11 protein-coding genes are annotated in these 15,308 nt (G+C 57.4%); 6 read left to right on the forward strand and 5 right to left on the reverse strand.

All coding sequences use genetic code 11. The features are described from left to right. The first annotated feature begins 143 nt into the window (after positions 1–143). The 4 genes from IEX86_RS09775 to IEX86_RS09790 all read left to right on the forward strand — a co-directional run bounded on the left by IEX86_RS09775 (position 144) and on the right by IEX86_RS09790 (position 3,421). Positions 144–608, forward strand: coding sequence for a TIGR02444 family protein (locus tag IEX86_RS09775; protein ID WP_188865945.1), 465 nt, complete (start codon positions 144–146; stop codon positions 606–608). Between the two features lie 11 nt (positions 609–619). After that, positions 620–1,273, forward strand: coding sequence for an FKBP-type peptidyl-prolyl cis-trans isomerase (locus IEX86_RS09780; RefSeq protein WP_188865946.1), 654 nt, complete (start codon positions 620–622; stop codon positions 1,271–1,273). Positions 1,274–1,434: 161 nt separating this feature from the next. Continuing rightward, complete coding sequence (locus tag IEX86_RS09785; RefSeq protein ID WP_188865947.1) at positions 1,435–2,928, forward strand: aldehyde dehydrogenase; 1,494 nt, start codon at positions 1,435–1,437, stop codon at positions 2,926–2,928. 301 nt (positions 2,929–3,229) lie between these two features. Beyond that, the gene (locus IEX86_RS09790) at positions 3,230–3,421 is read left to right on the forward strand and encodes a hypothetical protein (RefSeq protein ID WP_188866360.1); all 192 of its coding nucleotides are present in this window, start codon (positions 3,230–3,232) and stop codon (positions 3,419–3,421) included. Positions 3,422–3,612: 191 nt separating this feature from the next. Here IEX86_RS09790 and gcvT read toward each other — a convergent pair whose 3' ends face one another. The 5 genes from gcvT to gcsR form a co-directional block, all read right to left on the reverse strand. Continuing rightward, positions 3,613–4,731, reverse strand: coding sequence for a glycine cleavage system aminomethyltransferase GcvT (gcvT, locus tag IEX86_RS09795; RefSeq protein WP_188865948.1), 1,119 nt, complete (start codon positions 4,729–4,731; stop codon positions 3,613–3,615). A 240-nt stretch (positions 4,732–4,971) separates the two neighbouring features. Next, positions 4,972–7,830 carry an aminomethyl-transferring glycine dehydrogenase gene (gene gcvP / locus IEX86_RS09800; protein ID WP_188865949.1) on the reverse strand — a complete coding sequence of 953 codons (2,859 nt, stop codon included), beginning with the start codon at positions 7,828–7,830 and terminating at the stop codon, positions 4,972–4,974. A 10-nt stretch (positions 7,831–7,840) separates the two neighbouring features. Further along, on the reverse strand, positions 7,841–8,209 hold the full coding sequence (gene gcvH, locus IEX86_RS09805; protein ID WP_188865950.1) for a glycine cleavage system protein GcvH: 369 nt from the start codon (positions 8,207–8,209) through the stop codon (positions 7,841–7,843). A 344-nt stretch (positions 8,210–8,553) separates the two neighbouring features. Next, positions 8,554–12,213, reverse strand: coding sequence for a hybrid sensor histidine kinase/response regulator (locus IEX86_RS09810; protein WP_229685299.1), 3,660 nt, complete (start codon positions 12,211–12,213; stop codon positions 8,554–8,556). Positions 12,214–12,354: 141 nt separating this feature from the next. Further along, positions 12,355–13,893 (reverse strand): transcriptional regulator GcsR, encoded by a 1,539-nt coding sequence (gene gcsR, locus IEX86_RS09815; RefSeq protein WP_188865951.1) that lies wholly within the window; start codon positions 13,891–13,893, stop codon positions 12,355–12,357. A 185-nt stretch (positions 13,894–14,078) separates the two neighbouring features. Between gcsR and IEX86_RS09820 the strand changes: the two genes are divergently transcribed. Then, positions 14,079–14,513, forward strand: a complete 435-nt coding sequence (locus tag IEX86_RS09820) for a MarR family winged helix-turn-helix transcriptional regulator (RefSeq protein WP_188865952.1) — start codon at positions 14,079–14,081, stop codon at positions 14,511–14,513. 207 nt (positions 14,514–14,720) lie between these two features. Then, positions 14,721–15,137, forward strand: a complete 417-nt coding sequence (locus tag IEX86_RS09825; protein ID WP_188865953.1) for an organic hydroperoxide resistance protein — start codon at positions 14,721–14,723, stop codon at positions 15,135–15,137. The last annotated feature ends 171 nt before the right edge of the window (positions 15,138–15,308 follow it).

Below are 15,308 nucleotides of genomic sequence, written 5' to 3' on the forward strand. Positions count from 1 at the left end.
TGACTTGGTGAGGCGAGCCCGGAAAGGATCGGGTGCCTTGAAAACTGGCGAGTAAAGGCGGTTTCGCGCCAGCTGGCAAGCACTCTTCGCTGACTGCCATGATCAATCGCCCATAGGACTGCTTTATCTACAGGACTCAAACCATGGAAAACACACTTTGGCCCTATGCACTCGCACTGTATGCCAGACCCGGCGTTACGCAGGCCTGCCTGACGCTACAAGGGGCCGGTGCGGATGTCTGCCTGTTATTGACTGGAGCGTGGCTGGGAAGCAGAGGCATAACGCTAACCATTGAGCGTAGGCGGCTATTAGAAATAGTGGCAGCCCCCTGGCGAGCAACTGTTGTAGAGCCCCTACGCGTGCTGCGTACCTATTGGAAGCCAGCCGCGCAAACCGATACAGCGCTGGCCGCGCTACGTGAACGCTTGAAACAATTGGAGCTGGATGCTGAGCATGAACTGCTTACACGACTGGAGCAGGCCAGTGTAGGCTGGTCCCTTACTGCCCAGCCCGACCCGGCTGGCTGGCTGGCCGCGCTGGCTGGCCCGGCGGGTACGGCTGAACCTGGCGCCCTGGACACACTTACCCAGGCCGCCCTTCATGTATGAGGATGTTGTAGATGTTACGCCTTTCGCTGTTAAGCCTGTGTCTGCTCCTTCCTCTGGCCGTGCAGGCCGAGGACAAGGTCAAGGACGAGCTGGCCTATAGCCTGGGGACCGAGATTGGCAATCGCCTGAAAAGCGAGCTGCCGGATCTGCAAATCAACGATTTGATCAAGGGCTTGAACCAGGCCTACAAAGGTCAACCGCTGGCAATGGATCAGAAAAAAATTGATGAGCTGGTTGCCCAGCATGAGGAAGCGATCAACCAGCAGGAGGAGTCCAACAGCGTCGAGGCCGCCAAGCAGGCAGAAACCCGTTTTCTGATTAATGAAAAGACCCGCTATGGCGTAAAAGAGCTGCCAAGCGGTGTGCTGGTAACCGTTATTCGCCAAGGCACCGGACCACAGCCCAAAGCAGACGGCCAGGTGCAGGTCCGCTATATCGGTAAGCTGCCTGATGGCAGTACCTTTGATGAGCAGCAGACGCCGCAGTGGTTCAAGTTATCCAGCGTCATCCCGGGCTGGCGTACAGCCCTCACCCAAATGCCCGTCGGCTCGCAGTGGCGCATCGTAGTGCCGTCGTCCCAGGCCTACGGTGATGAAGGTGCTGGGGGCCTGATTCCACCTTATTCTCCATTGGTCTTTGAGGTCACGCTGGAAGCAACGCGCTAGTGCCGATAAGTGTTCAATAATTTGAACAGACAGGCCTTAAGGCGAAGGCTTTGTTAAATATTGCTAACACCCTTGGGCTGGTTTAGGGTGGCTGACAGCTTTGCGGATGCGCCAGGCTTCACGGCCACCGCCTCTTCTACCCCGTTTGAGAGGAAATCAGCATGAGCACGCCAACCCGCGCCGAATGGGAACAGCGCTTCCAAGGCATGACCCTTGAGGGCCGCGCCTTTATCCAGGGTGAATACTGTGATGCCGTCTCCGGCGAAACCTTTGACTGCATCAGCCCGGTCGACGGCCGCTTCCTGGCCAAGGTAGCCAGCTGCGATGCTGCTGATGCCGACCGTGCTGTAGCCAGCGCCCGCGCTACATTTGAATCCGGTGTCTGGTCCCGCATGGCGCCCGTCAAGCGCAAGGCGATCATTATCCGCTTTGCCGATCTGCTCGAGCAGAACGCAGCGGAGCTTGGCCTTTTGGAAACGCTGGATATGGGCAAGCCCATCAGCGACGCCTATCACATCGACATTCCGCTCTCCGCTCGCGCCCTGCGCTGGAACGGCGAAGCCATCGACAAGATTTATGACGAAGTGGCGGCCACTGCCCACGACGAGCTAGGCCTCGTCACCCGAGAACCGGTAGGCGTTGTGGCTGCGATCGTACCGTGGAATTTCCCGCTCATGATGGCCTGCTGGAAGCTCGGGCCGGCACTGGCGACTGGAAACTCAGTTGTACTCAAGCCTTCCGAAAAGTCCCCGCTTACCGCCATCCGCATTGCACAGCTGGCCATCGAGGCCGGTATTCCACCGGGTGTGCTTAACGTGCTGCCAGGTTATGGACACACCGTAGGCAAGGCGCTAGGCCTGCACATGGATGTAGATACCCTTGTGTTTACTGGCTCGACCCGCACCGCCAAGCAGCTGATGATCTATGCGGGCGAATCCAATATGAAGCGCGTCTGGCTGGAAGCTGGCGGAAAGAGTCCGAACATCGTTTTTGCTGATGCGCCAGACCTGGAAGCAGCCGCCAAGGCGGCGGCCAGTGGCATTGCCTTTAACCAGGGTGAAGTCTGTACAGCAGGGTCACGCCTGCTGGTCGAACGCTCGGTCAAAGACCAATTCCTGCCGATGGTAATAGAGGCATTGAAGACCTGGAAACCCGGCCACCCGCTGGACCCAGAAACCAACGTAGGTGCGCTGGTCGATACCCAGCAGCTCAGCACGGTGCTGAGCTATATCGAAGCCGGTCATGCCGACGGTGCCAAACTGGTAGCGGGCGGCAAGCGTACCCTGGAGGAAACCGGTGGCGTGTACGTGGAACCAACCATCTTCGATGGCGTTTCCAATGCCATGAAGATCGCCCAGGAAGAGATCTTTGGCCCGGTACTGTCAGTCATTACCTTTGATACGGCCGAGGAAGCGATCAAGATAGCCAACGACACCCAGTATGGGCTGGCGGCCGCCGTGTGGACGCGTGATATATCCAAGGCACATCTGACGGCCAAGGCGCTACGGGCTGGCAGTGTGTGGATCAACCAGTACGACGGTGGCGACATGACGGCCCCCTTTGGCGGCTTCAAACAGTCGGGCAATGGCCGTGACAAGTCACTGCATGCGTTCGACAAATACACCGAGATCAAAGCCACCTGGATCAAGCTGTAAGCAGAGCCTATCGCGCTGCGCTTATCGTGTCCTATGCAGGATTTAGGGCATGTTAAGCGTAGCGTGGCGCACGTGGGTGGCAGCCCCTTCGGTTAGCACGCAGTAGGCCTTTACGTCATCACACACGTCATTGGTGGTGCCAACTGACGTGAGGTGCGTTACGAAAAGGGCTTATGAAGCGTGATTTGCTTTGCCGATCACGCTTCTGACTAATAGTGCGAGCAAATCCCTCTCTAGCCTGTCTCTAGCGACAGCGCGTACTATGCGCGCCGGTCAATCCCTTAACGAGCAGGACATGCGTATGAAAGAGTACACTTTGGGTCAGCCTGCCATGCAAGGGGTGGGCTATCAGCAAGCCGATCGTTCTGTCAGCCAGTCGATCCAGGCCGTTATCGATACGCAACGCACCCGCGTGACCAGCCAGGTCCAGCGGATCAACGATCAGCTGTGGGAAGTCTGGCCTGATGGCCGCCGTAAGCTGCTGAATCGCTGAAGCAATGGATGTAAAAAAAGCCGTGCCTGGTTAGCCAGGCACGGCTTTTTTGTACCTATTCCTTTAGGGATGCTTTGCACCACGTCTTAAGCCGAGGGGCACTGCCCTACCGTGGACCAGTAACGGCAAGCGTTACTCAGCCCATCGACCGATAAGGCGCTACGCGCCATACGCCCTACCCCGTATTTCTCTTACCCTCGGTAATAGCGCTGCGGCACAAAGGGCATCTTGGCAACCTTAACGGCCACTGGCTTGTTGCGCACCATGGCAAACAGCTCTGTCTCCAATGCAGCGTAGGCAATATCAACGTAACCCATAGCAACCGGTGCCCCCAGGGTCGGACCAAAGCCACCACTGGTAACCCGGCCGATCACCGCACCATTACCATCAACCAGCTCCGCCCCTTCGCGGACTGGCACTCGCTCCTGTACCAGCAAACCTACACGCTTGCGTGAGACGCCATTCTGCTGCTGGGCAAAAATTGCCTCAGCCCCAGGAAAACCGCCTGCCCTGGCACCCTCTGCGCGGCGCGCCTTGGACATGGCCCAGACCAGGCTGGCCTCGACAGGAGTCGTTTGCGTATCCATATCATGGCCATACAGGCACAGGCCTGCTTCCAGGCGCAGGGAGTCGCGTGCGCCCAGGCCAATGGCCTGTACTTCCGGCTCGGCCAACATGGCACGTGCCAGGCTCTCTGCACCCTCTACCGGAACAGAGATTTCAAAGCCGTCTTCCCCAGTGTAGCCACTTCGACTCACGATGCAGTCATGACCCAGTAGCGATACGCGTGTGACATTCATGAATGTCATTTCAGCTACCTGTGGCGCCAATCGAGCCAGTACAGATACCGCTGCCGGACCTTGCAGTGCCAGTAATGCCCGCTGCTCAAACATCGATTCAACATGGCAACGTGCGCCGATACGCGCCTTCAGGTGGGCCAGATCAGCTTCCTTGCAGGCCGCGTTAACAACCAAGTAAAGGCAATCGCCCAGGTTGGCAACCATCAGGTCATCCAGAATGCCGCCCTGCTCATTGGTAAACAGCGCATAGCGTTGCATGCCGACCGGTAACCCTACGATATCGACGGGAACAAGGCTTTCCAGGGCTGTTGCGGTGCTGTCTCCGGTCAGCAGAATCTGGCCCATGTGAGACACATCAAACAAGCCAGCCTGTGCTCGAGTGTGCTGATGCTCCTTGAGCACACCCAGCGGGTATTGCACCGGCATGTCGTAACCGGCGAACGGCACCATGCGCGCGCCCAGTTCAAGGTGCAGGGCATGGAGTGGGGTCTTGAGCAATGATTCGGTCATGGGGACTCCTTCATGAGTCGTACAGTCGCGTCCAACGCGAGCAAAAGGGGCAGTCGGGCATGGCGAATGGCGCAGTGCACCGAGCTTGGTAACGCCCTACAGTAACGCCGTAAGGGTAGAAAGCCGCGTCGCTACTTCTACCCGACCACTGGATGGCTCGTTGAGGGGTATCGCTGCGCTCGCCCCCATCCTACACACTCTGTAGACAGGGCGAGCAAGGCGATGCCTATTAACCGTAAATCACGCGTCCTGGTAGGCCTCAATGGGCGGGCAGGAGCAGACCAGATTTCGGTCACCGTAGACATTATCGATACGTGCTACGGGCGGGAAATACTTACCATCGATCAACGAGTGCAGCGGATAAACAGCCTGCTCACGGGTATAGGGGTGCGCCCATTCACCCGTCAGTTCGCGTGCCGTGTGCGGCGCGTTCTTGAGCGGATTGTCGTTGGCATCCAGCGTACCGGCTTCAATGGCGCGGATCTCTTCGCGAATGGCGATCATGGCGTCGCAGAAACGATCCAACTCAGCCTTGGACTCACTCTCGGTCGGCTCGATCATCAACGTGCCGGCCACCGGGAAGGACATGGTCGGTGCGTGGAAGCCAAAGTCGATCAGGCGCTTGGCCACATCATCTACCGTCACACCGCTGGTTTCCTTGAGCGGACGCAGATCCAGAATACACTCGTGCGCGACCAGGCCACCTTCACCCGAGTACAGCACGGGATAATGCGTTTCGAGGCGGCGAGCAACGTAGTTGGCATTGAGAATCGCGATCTGCGAGGCGCGGGTCAGGCCCTCTCCCCCCATCATTTTCATGTACATCCAGGAGATCGGCAGGATGCTGGCGCTGCCGTAAGGCGCAGCGGATACCGCACCTTCCTTGCGTTCAAGCCCGCCGTGGCCCGGCATGAAGGGCGCCAAGTGCGACTTCACACCAATCGGACCAACGCCTGGACCACCGCCGCCGTGGGGGATGCAGAATGTCTTGTGCAGGTTCAGGTGAGACACGTCGCCCCCAAACTTGCCCGGTGCGCACAGGCCCACCATGGCGTTCATGTTGGCGCCGTCGATATAGACCTGACCGCCATGCTCGTGAACGATACTGCAGATTTCGCGGATGGATTCTTCAAACACACCGTGAGTTGAGGGATAGGTAATCATCAGTGCAGCCAAATTGGCGGCATGCTGCTGAGCCTTGGCCCGCAGGTCACCCACATCCACATTACCGCGGCTGTCGCAGGCCACAACGACTACACGCATACCGGCCATTGAGGCAGTGGCGGGGTTGGTGCCATGAGCTGAAGACGGGATAAGGCAGATATCACGTTGCGTATCACCACGGCTCTCGTGGTAGGCACGGATGGCCAACAGACCTGCATATTCCCCTTGGGAGCCTGCGTTAGGCTGCAGAGAAATGGCGTCATAACCGGTGGCAGCGCACAGCATCTGTTCCAGCTCAGCGATCATTTGAGCATAGCCCTGGGCCTGATCGGCCGGCACGAACGGGTGCAGGTTGCCAAACTCGGCCCAGGTTACCGGGATCATCTCACTGGCGGCATTGAGCTTCATGGTGCAGGAGCCCAGCGGAATCATCGTACGGTCCAGAGCCAGGTCCTTATCCGCCAGTTTACGCAGATAGCGCATCAGGTCGGTTTCGGAGCGGTACTGGGAAAATACCGGGTGGGTCAGGTAAGCGGACTGGCGACGAAGCGACTCGGGTATGTGCTCGCCCACTTGGCCAACCAGAGTGTCCAGCGAAGGCACTGGCTTGCCGTCACTGAAAATGTCCAGCAGAGCCATGACATCTTCAACGGTTGTAGTCTCGTCCAGCGAGACGCCCAAGTCATTGTTATGGATCACGCGCAGGTTGAATCCTCTGGCGCGGGCCGCCTCATGAATAGCCTGCGTCTTCTCGCCAAATATCAATGTTAGCGTGTCGAAAAAGGTCTCTTGGGTGCGATGCCCCAGGGCATGCAGGCCCGCAGCCAGCAGTGCAGTCAACCGGTGGATACGCGTGGCGATCTGCTTGAGACCTTCTGGCCCGTGATACACGGCATACATGCTGGCAATGTTAGCCAGGAGCACTTGTGCAGTGCAGATGTTGCTCGTGGCCTTTTCGCGGCGGATGTGTTGTTCGCGGGTTTGCAGCGCCAGACGATAGGCTGGATTGCCGTGTCGGTCGATGGATACGCCCACCACACGACCGGGCATATCGCGCTTGTACTTGTCCTGAGTTGCAAAGTAGGCCGCATGTGGACCACCAAATCCTAGCGGTACGCCAAAGCGCTGTGCAGTGCCGATAGCGACATCGGCACCAAACTCACCGGGTGGCGTCAGGAGGGTCAGCGCGAGCAGATCAGCCGCAACAGCCACCAACGCACCGGCGGCGTGGAAGTCCTCGATAACTTCGCGGTAATCCCGAAGCTCACCGGTTGTCATCGGGTACTGGAAAAGCGCACCAAATAATCGGCTGTGGTCATCGATATCCTTTTCTGCACCCACCACAATCTCAATACCCAAAGGCTCAGCACGGGTACGGATGACATCAAGGGTCTGCGGATGACAATGCAGCGACACGAAGAAGGCGTTGGCCTTGCTCTTGGAAAGCCGGCGGCAAAACGTCATGGCCTCAGCGGCGGCAGTGGCCTCATCCAACAGAGAAGCGTTGGCAACAGGCAGACCCGTCAGGTCGCCAATCAGGGTCTGGAAATTCAAGAGCGCTTCCAGGCGGCCTTGAGAAATCTCTGGCTGATAAGGCGTATAGGCCGTGTACCAGCCTGGGTTCTCCAAGAGATTTCGCAGGATCGGCGCCGGGGTATGGCAGTTGTAATAGCCCTGTCCAATAAAAGACTTGAGCAGTTTGTTCTTTTTGGCAATGCCGCGCAGCTCGGCTAAGGCATCCGCTTCAGACAAGCCCTTGGGCAGATCCAATACACTGGTGCCTTTAATGCTGTCTGGGATGACCTTGGCGGTCATCGCCTCTACGGAGTCATAGCCCAGCAGATCAAGCATGGACACGATATCCAGCTCACGCGGGCCGATGTGGCGTGGGATGAATTCATCCGCTGTGCTGAATGAGTCGCGAAAATCGGTCATGTTCACTTCCTCAAGCCTTGATCAATTGAGCGTAGCTGTCTTCGGTAAGCAGCGTGCCAAGTGCTTCCGGATCAGCAGGACGCATGCGGAAGAACCAGCCGGCGTTGAGAGGGTCCTGATTGACCTGCTCTGGGGCATCGCTTAACGCCTCGTTGATTTCCAGGATTTCGCCATCAATTGGCATGGCGATATTGCTGGCGGCCTTTACTGATTCTAATACCGCCACCTCTTCGCCTTGGGCGTAGGCGCGCAGTTCCGGCAGTTGCACGAAGACCAGGTCGCCCAAGGCATCCTGAGCATAATCCGTAATGCCCACGGTGATGGTGCCGTCGGCTTCCAGACGCAGCCATTCGTGTTCTTCGGTAAAGCGCATAACCATTGCAGACTCCTGAATAGAGATAGCCCGGCAGGGCAACTAGCTGACCTCTTCTTTAGCAAGGCAGGTGCCAAGGTTGCACCGATGGCGCTATGCCAGAGCCTATGCGGCCTGCAAGAAATCAATAAAGAAAAGGCGGTGTAATGAAAACGCTACACCGTTGATAAGCAAGTCTGCAATGAACTGTTCAAGCCTAGAGAAGGCAAGGCTTTGCGAGTATATGTATCGAGTTCATTACAGTGCAACGAATTCGATACATATAGAGTTCACGCTCAAATAAGGACGAAAAGACGAGCCGCCCTGAGCCATAAAGTTCCGCACCTGACAGCCGCTTCGCTGGTGGGTCACTATGGCTTGCTATTGTGGACCATGTCCTGCACACGGGACGCCAGCACTTCTATGGGGAATGGCTTGGTAATCATCGCCATATTGGGCTCCAGGAAGCCATTGGCGATAACGGCATTCTCCGCATAGCCGGTCATGAACAGTACCCTGAGATCCGGTCGCTTGACGCGGGCCGCATCAGCCATCTGCCGTCCGTTAATGCCCGGTAGGCCCACATCGGTTACCAGCAGGTCAATGCGCACATCGGACTTGAGTATCTCAAGGCCAGAAGGGCCGTCCACTGCTTCTAGCACCCAATAGCCCAACTCACTCAATACCTCGACTACCAGGCCGCGAACCGCATGCTCATCCTCGACCACCAGCACAACCTCGCTGGCTTCGGACTGGCGGCTTAATGATACAGGCTCACTGAGCGTGGGCTCCTCTCTGCTTTCACCGTAATAACGTGGCAGGTAAAGCTTGATGGTGGTGCCTTGACCAACTTCAGAATAAATCTTGGCAGCCCCTTCCGACTGCCGGGTAAAACCATAAATCATCGAAAGCCCAAGCCCCGTCCCCTCGCCCAATGGCTTGGTCGTAAAGAAGGGGTCAAAGGCCTTTGCAATGACGTCAGGTGTCATGCCGGTTCCGGTATCCGTCACACTCACACAGATGTATTGACCAGGCTTTATATCCCGGTCACGGGATGCATAGGCTTCATCCAGGTAGGTATTGCTGGTTTCGACAGTCAGTCGGCCACCCTCCGGCATGGCGGCACGGGCATTGATGGCCAGATTAAGAATGGCATTTTCCAGCTGGTGGGGGTCGCACAGCGTCAGCCAGAGCGCGCCAGCCTTGACGATCTCTAATTGCACTGACTCACCCATGGTGCGGTGCAGCAAGTCATCCATACCGGTGATCAGCTCATTGGCATTGACCACCTTGGGCACCAAAGGCTGTCGGCGCGAGAAAGCCAGTAGCCGGTGCGTCAGGGCAGCTGCCCGACTGGCCGACGACATGGCCGTGCTGGCAAAGCGGTCAAGGTCTGCCAATTTACCCTGCTGAATTCGCATGCGAATCAGATCAAGCGAGCCGATGATGCCCGTCAGGAGGTTATTGAAATCATGGGCAATGCCACCGGTTAGTTGCCCTACCGCCTCCATCTTCTGGCTCTGTCGGAGCTGCTCCTGGGCCTGCGCCAACTCGGCCGCTGCAACCTTTTCCGCCTCGATATCACGACCTACTGCATGGATGTAGCGGGCATCGGGGACTGCCGTCCAGGACAGCCAACGGTAACTGCCGTCCTTATGCCGATAGCGGTTCTCGAACCGCAGCGTAGTATGCCCCTGGGAAAGCTTACCTACCTCGGCCATGGTGCTCTCGATATCGTCGGGATGGACGAAATCCAGCAACACCTTGCCCAGCAGCTCATCTTCCTGCCAGCCCAGTAATTGCTTCCAGGCGGGGTTCGCCGCCATCATGACGCCATCAAAGCGCGCTACCAGCATGACGTCTGTGGTCAGGCGCCACATGCGATCAAGGTCTGCCGTGCGCTCGGCGACGCGCTGCTCCAGGGTTTCCGTCAGGCGCCGGGAGGCTTCCTCGGCTTCCTTGCGATCGTGAATATCACTGTTATTGCCCATCCACCCGGTTACGTTTCCGGCTTCATCACGCAGGACTTCTGCACGGATATCAAACCACCGGTAGGTACCGTCCTTTCGTCGTAATCGAGCCTCAAGCTGATAAAACACGCCCCGGCTACGAGCATCGAGCCAGATATCCAATAGCCGCTGGGTATCATCCGGGTGAATGACTTGCGCCCAGCCCAGAGGCAGTGCCTCTTCTGGTGTCTGCCCGGTGTAGTCGTACCAGTAGCTGTTCAGGTAGCTGAGCGAGCCGTCGGGATTACCAAACCAAATGATAGCTGGAGACAGATCCGTCATCTGTCTCAACCGCGCCTCGCTGACTTCGAGCCGTCTTAAAGTGCGTTGCTGTTCGGAAAGGTCACGTGCGATGGCGGCTATGCCCAACACCTCGCCTTTTTCATCCCGTATCGCGAACACAGCGTAGTGAACCGGGATACCCGTCTCGGTCCGGCGATCACGGAACCGAAACTCGCCGACCCATTTACCCTTGCCCAGGACGGCGGGAAGAATAGTCGACTTAACAAAGGGACGATCTTCAGGCAGGAAATAGTCCAGCACACAGGTCTGCCTGACAGCCTCTTCACTGGCAAGGCCAACCAGGCGGCGTCCAGCTTCGTTGACGAAATAGGCCTGACCGTCTGGAGAGGCCATGCCAATAAAGTCGTCAGACTGCTCCACGATCATCATCGCCCGGCGCCAGCCCTCATAGGCGCGCACCTGCTCGCTGTTATCTACGATCGTACAGATAGCACCGTGCCGCTCACCATTCCGGAAAATGACCTGGGCCCGATACGCTACAGGGACACAAGTGCCGTCACGCTGATAGAAAGCCCCATCGGCCACGTATTCGGCAGTACCTTCGCGGGCCGTACGATAAATCGGATAATCAGCCATGGCCTGGTGCGCCTGCTTGTGAGCCGGATCAATCAACTCTTCCAGGCGCCAGCCAATAATCTCTTTCTCGCTTTTAGCACCGAAAAGCCTGACAAACGCAACGTTGCACAGGGTAACCACCCCGTGCTGATCAATCGAGTAAAAGCCTTCGGAAATAGAATCCAGCAGCAGGCGGTAACTGTCATGACTGGCACGCAGCTCCTCCTGGATCAGCCGCTGCTCGGTGCGATCACGAAGAATCTTGATGAATCCCGTGACCTGACCAGACGCACTCTTGAGCGGCATAAGCTCACCACTGGCCCAAAAGCGCTGCCCACTCTTACGCAAATGCCAGCGCTCATCCATGCTACGCCCGTGTGCAAGGGCAGTCTGGCGCTCCTTTTCAGGAACCTTGGCTTCGCGATCTTCAGGCGTAAAGATCATCGCCCCAGGCTTTTCCAGTGCCTCGGCTTCCACCCAGCCAAGCGTACGACACGCACCCTCATTCCAGGTGGTGATACGGCCTTCCAGATCCAGGCAAAAAATAGCGTAATCGACAGCGCTGTCGAGAACCTGACCCCATGGGAGAGGCACCGCGTCTGCCTGCATCGGCTCTTCAGCCTGACGCGCCCTGTTCCGATCGAGGGTAAGGCCGTGGATCTCCAGTTGCGCCATAACTGAGCGGGCCAGCTCCTGAAACAGGAGGCGCTGCGTGAAATCCAGTTGCCGCGGCGCCGTATCCATAAGGCTGAGTACTCCGACAGGAATACCCGACGTTGTTCTCAGCGCAATACCTGCATAGTAAGAAGCCCCTGTGCTGGCGTTCAGGGCGCTCGGTGGGGTAAAGCTCAAATCGCTGCTCGGCCCGCTGAATTCTAGAATTTCAGGTGCCGTTAATGCCTCCGCCCAGGGTGCATAAGCATCGACCGCGGGCCACCCTCCCTGCTCTGCCGCCAGCCAAAGCCCTTTTGCATCACGCAGATGAATAGCGGCTTGCGAAACGCAATAGGTCTCCCTGGCTCGCCGAGCAATATCAGCAAGTTCAGGCACCTGTGGATGGGCTAACAGGCCGTAGCGTTCAAGCACATCCTGTAACGCAGCAGGTAGCTGCTCTGGCTCGTGGGAGGCGTCGGTCATGTACAACTGGGTCGTATGTGGAGGCATAAGTACCGCTCATCCTTGAGAAACTAATGACAGGCCTGATTGAGACCCGTCTGGAACGGTCTATGGCACATAGACAAACAAGAAGCGGATGAATTCGCCTCTGGTAATCAAACAGTGGAAGGGAGCTTACCCTAGGCACGCTCAGCTTTTGCTGGGAATACCATACTTGCGAAGCCGGTGAGCAATAGCGGTATGGGAAGTTTTGAGACGGGCAGCCAGTTGCCGGCTGGATGGGTAATGCGGGTAGAGGTTTTCCAGCAAGGCTTTTTCATAGCGTGAAACAGCTTCATCCAGACTACTCACCTCGCCGTCCACCTGACGTGCGACTTCCGTGCCCGCAATATCCAGATCGCCGATATCCACCACTGTGCTCTCACTGATGGCGGCCGCCCGAAAGATAACGTTCTGCAATTGCCGCACGTTACCGGGCCAACGATTACTCAAGAGCGCTGGATATGTACCTGGCGCCAATCGGCAGGGAGGCCGCTGGATCTGCGCGCAGGCCTGCTGCATGAAGTGTCGAGCCAGCACCAGGATATCCTGTCCGCGCTCACGCAGCGGTGGAACGTCAAGGTTCAAGACGTTAAGACGGTAGAACAAGTCTTCCCGGAAGGTCCCCTCAGCAACACGCTTTTCCAGATCGCGGTGTGTGGCACTCAGAATACGGACATTGACCTTCAGCTCGCGCTCACCCCCGACCCGGCGGAAGGTGCCATCGGATAGGAAGCGCAGCAACTTGGCCTGTAGGTACGGTGACATTTCGCCGATCTCGTCGAGAAAAACCGTTCCCTTGTCAGCCAGTTCAAGAAGGCCTGGCTTGCCGCCCCGTTGCGCGCCGGTAAAGGCACCCGGCGCATAGCCAAACAGTTCGCTTTCCGCAAGGCTCTCCGGCAAAGCCGCACAGTTGAGTGCCAGAAACGGGGCATTGCGGCGAAAGCTGACCGTATGGCAGGCCCGAGCCACCAGCTCTTTACCTGTTCCTGTCTCGCCCTGGATCAGGAGTGGCGCATCCAACGCGGCCACGCGCTGGGCACGGGCCTTGAGTGCCCGAACGGGTGCCGAGTCGCCCAGAATCGATTCGAATCCTTCCGCCGGGTCATGGCGAAGCGCCGAAAGACGGGCCCCGATCCGGCTGGGTGCATAAAGGGTTAGAAGCCCACCGGCCAGTCGCTGGGCATTGCCTTCGGCAGCCTCACTGATCGGGGTCGAATCCAGCAGGAGCGCCTGCCCGCGCAAGGTCACTTCACGCATGGGTATACGAAACGCCTGCTCCAGTAGTTCAGTTTGCAACGCGGGATCATTGAACAGGGTTGCCACGGTTGCACCCTGGGGCGAAGGCTCATCCACCATGGTGGCAAAGGCCGGGTTGGCCAACAGGATGCTACCCTCACGGTCTACAGCCAGGACAGGGTCGCCCATGGCAGCAAGCAAGGCATCCAGATGCAGCGTGCGTCGCTGACCCGGCAGAATATCCACCACCCGGACGGCTTGCACACCGTGCACGGTCAGCAGCGCCCCACGTAATTCTTCCAACACCTCGGCACTCAGCGTCGGTGCATCGATGTAGACATTAGGCGGCACCATCTCGACAGCATCAAGATTAAGATTGCGCGCACCCAGGAGTGCCAGCACTTCCTGGGTAATGCCGACACGGTCGATAAAACTGACGTGGATTCGCATGGAATGGGAGAGGTCTCAAACAGGTGTAGCCATGGGCAAGCCTGTATCGTACCGGATGACCCTTCCCCATGGGCACTCACTACCCAGAATTGCCTGTATTTATTGTTGCTCCGCCTGGTAAAGCGTCTACGCTAGAATGATGGCTCTTTTCCATTATCCGGGCCGCTCTGCGAGACCTCCATCCTATGAAAGACGAAGACCGTTTGAAACTCGACCAGCAGCTCTGCTTTGCCTTGTATTCCACCTCTCTCGCCATGACCAAGGTTTATAAGCCGCTCCTGGAAGCCATTGGCCTGACCTATCCGCAATACCTGATGATGCTGGTGCTCTGGGAAAGTGATGGTCTCACGCTCAAGGAGTTGGCCAAGCGCCTGCATCAGGATTCTGGCGCGCTGACCCCGGTTCTCAAGCGACTCGAAGCAGAAGGCTATGTCACTCGCAAGCGCAGCCTTCAGGACGAACGCAATCTCTCGATCGAACTGACAGCCGCTGGAAAAACCCTGCGCAAGAAAGCTGAAGAGATCAACGGCTCGGTGCAACTGGCCTGTGCCTTGGGCGATGACGACATCGGACAGCTTCGGTCAAACCTGATCAAACTGCGTGACACCCTGAACCAATAAGCAGGTGCCCGAAAACGGGTCATCTGAAACACTCACAACGCCTATAGCGACCGTTCGTCGAACCTAGGTAAAAATAGTTTGCGCAATAATCGATATCGTAATAACTTAAATCCTGTAAGCAGCGCGGTAACGGTAAACAACTCCAGAGTTGTTTTTTAAACGCCAAATGATTATTGCAATAATCATATTAATCCGAGGACGATGCTCATGAACATTCTGTACAAGACTTCCGCAACCAGCACCGGTGGCCGTGACGGTCGTTCCATCAGCGCCGATGGCATCCTTGACGTAAAATTGGCTACACCCAAAGAGCTAGGCGGTCAGGGCGGCGAAGCGACCAATCCTGAGCAACTGTTTGCAGCTGGCTACTCGGCCTGCTTTATCGGCGCCATGAAGTTCGTAGCGGCCAAGGAAAAGGTTGCGCTGCCGGGTGACGTCAGCGTTACCGCAGAAGTAGGCATTGGCCCAATTCCTACCGGCTTCGCCCTGGACATCGAACTGCGTGTCAGCGTGCCCGGTCTTGATCGTGACAAGGCACAAGACATCATTGAGAAGGCCCATCAGGTCTGCCCGTACTCGAACGCCACCCGCGGCAATATAGATGTCCGTCTGACTCTCGTCTAAGCCGTTGATAAGGGCACGCCCAAGCGCATTAGCCGGTTGCCATCACTTAAGCCTACACCGCTACCTACTGGGTAGCCGTGTATGGCAAAGCCATCGTAATCAGTATGTTCATCGTGATGGCCGGCTCCGGGCTGAAGACACGCAACTCGGCCTTGGAGCCTGTTGCTCATT

Source organism: Pseudomonas asuensis (assembly GCF_014646755.1).
GTDB classification, from domain to species: Bacteria; Pseudomonadota; Gammaproteobacteria; order Pseudomonadales; family Pseudomonadaceae; genus Chryseomonas; species Chryseomonas asuensis.

Excerpts from the sequence above, each read along its gene's own strand:
- IEX86_RS09775 (WP_188865945.1), top strand. The coding sequence starts at position 144 with ATGGAAAACACACTTTGGCCCTATGCACTCGCACTGTATGCCAGACCC.
- IEX86_RS09780 (WP_188865946.1), top strand. The coding sequence starts at position 620 with ATGTTACGCCTTTCGCTGTTAAGCCTGTGTCTGCTCCTTCCTCTGGCC.
- IEX86_RS09785 (WP_188865947.1), top strand. The coding sequence starts at position 1,435 with ATGAGCACGCCAACCCGCGCCGAATGGGAACAGCGCTTCCAAGGCATG.
- IEX86_RS09790 (WP_188866360.1), top strand. The coding sequence starts at position 3,230 with ATGAAAGAGTACACTTTGGGTCAGCCTGCCATGCAAGGGGTGGGCTAT.
- gcvT (WP_188865948.1), bottom strand. The coding sequence starts at position 4,731 with ATGACCGAATCATTGCTCAAGACCCCACTCCATGCCCTGCACCTTGAA.
- gcvP (WP_188865949.1), bottom strand. The coding sequence starts at position 7,830 with ATGACCGATTTTCGCGACTCATTCAGCACAGCGGATGAATTCATCCCA.
- gcvH (WP_188865950.1), bottom strand. The coding sequence starts at position 8,209 with ATGGTTATGCGCTTTACCGAAGAACACGAATGGCTGCGTCTGGAAGCC.
- IEX86_RS09810 (WP_229685299.1), bottom strand. The coding sequence starts at position 12,213 with ATGCCTCCACATACGACCCAGTTGTACATGACCGACGCCTCCCACGAG.
- gcsR (WP_188865951.1), bottom strand. The coding sequence starts at position 13,893 with ATGCGAATCCACGTCAGTTTTATCGACCGTGTCGGCATTACCCAGGAA.
- IEX86_RS09820 (WP_188865952.1), top strand. The coding sequence starts at position 14,079 with ATGAAAGACGAAGACCGTTTGAAACTCGACCAGCAGCTCTGCTTTGCC.
- IEX86_RS09825 (WP_188865953.1), top strand. The coding sequence starts at position 14,721 with ATGAACATTCTGTACAAGACTTCCGCAACCAGCACCGGTGGCCGTGAC.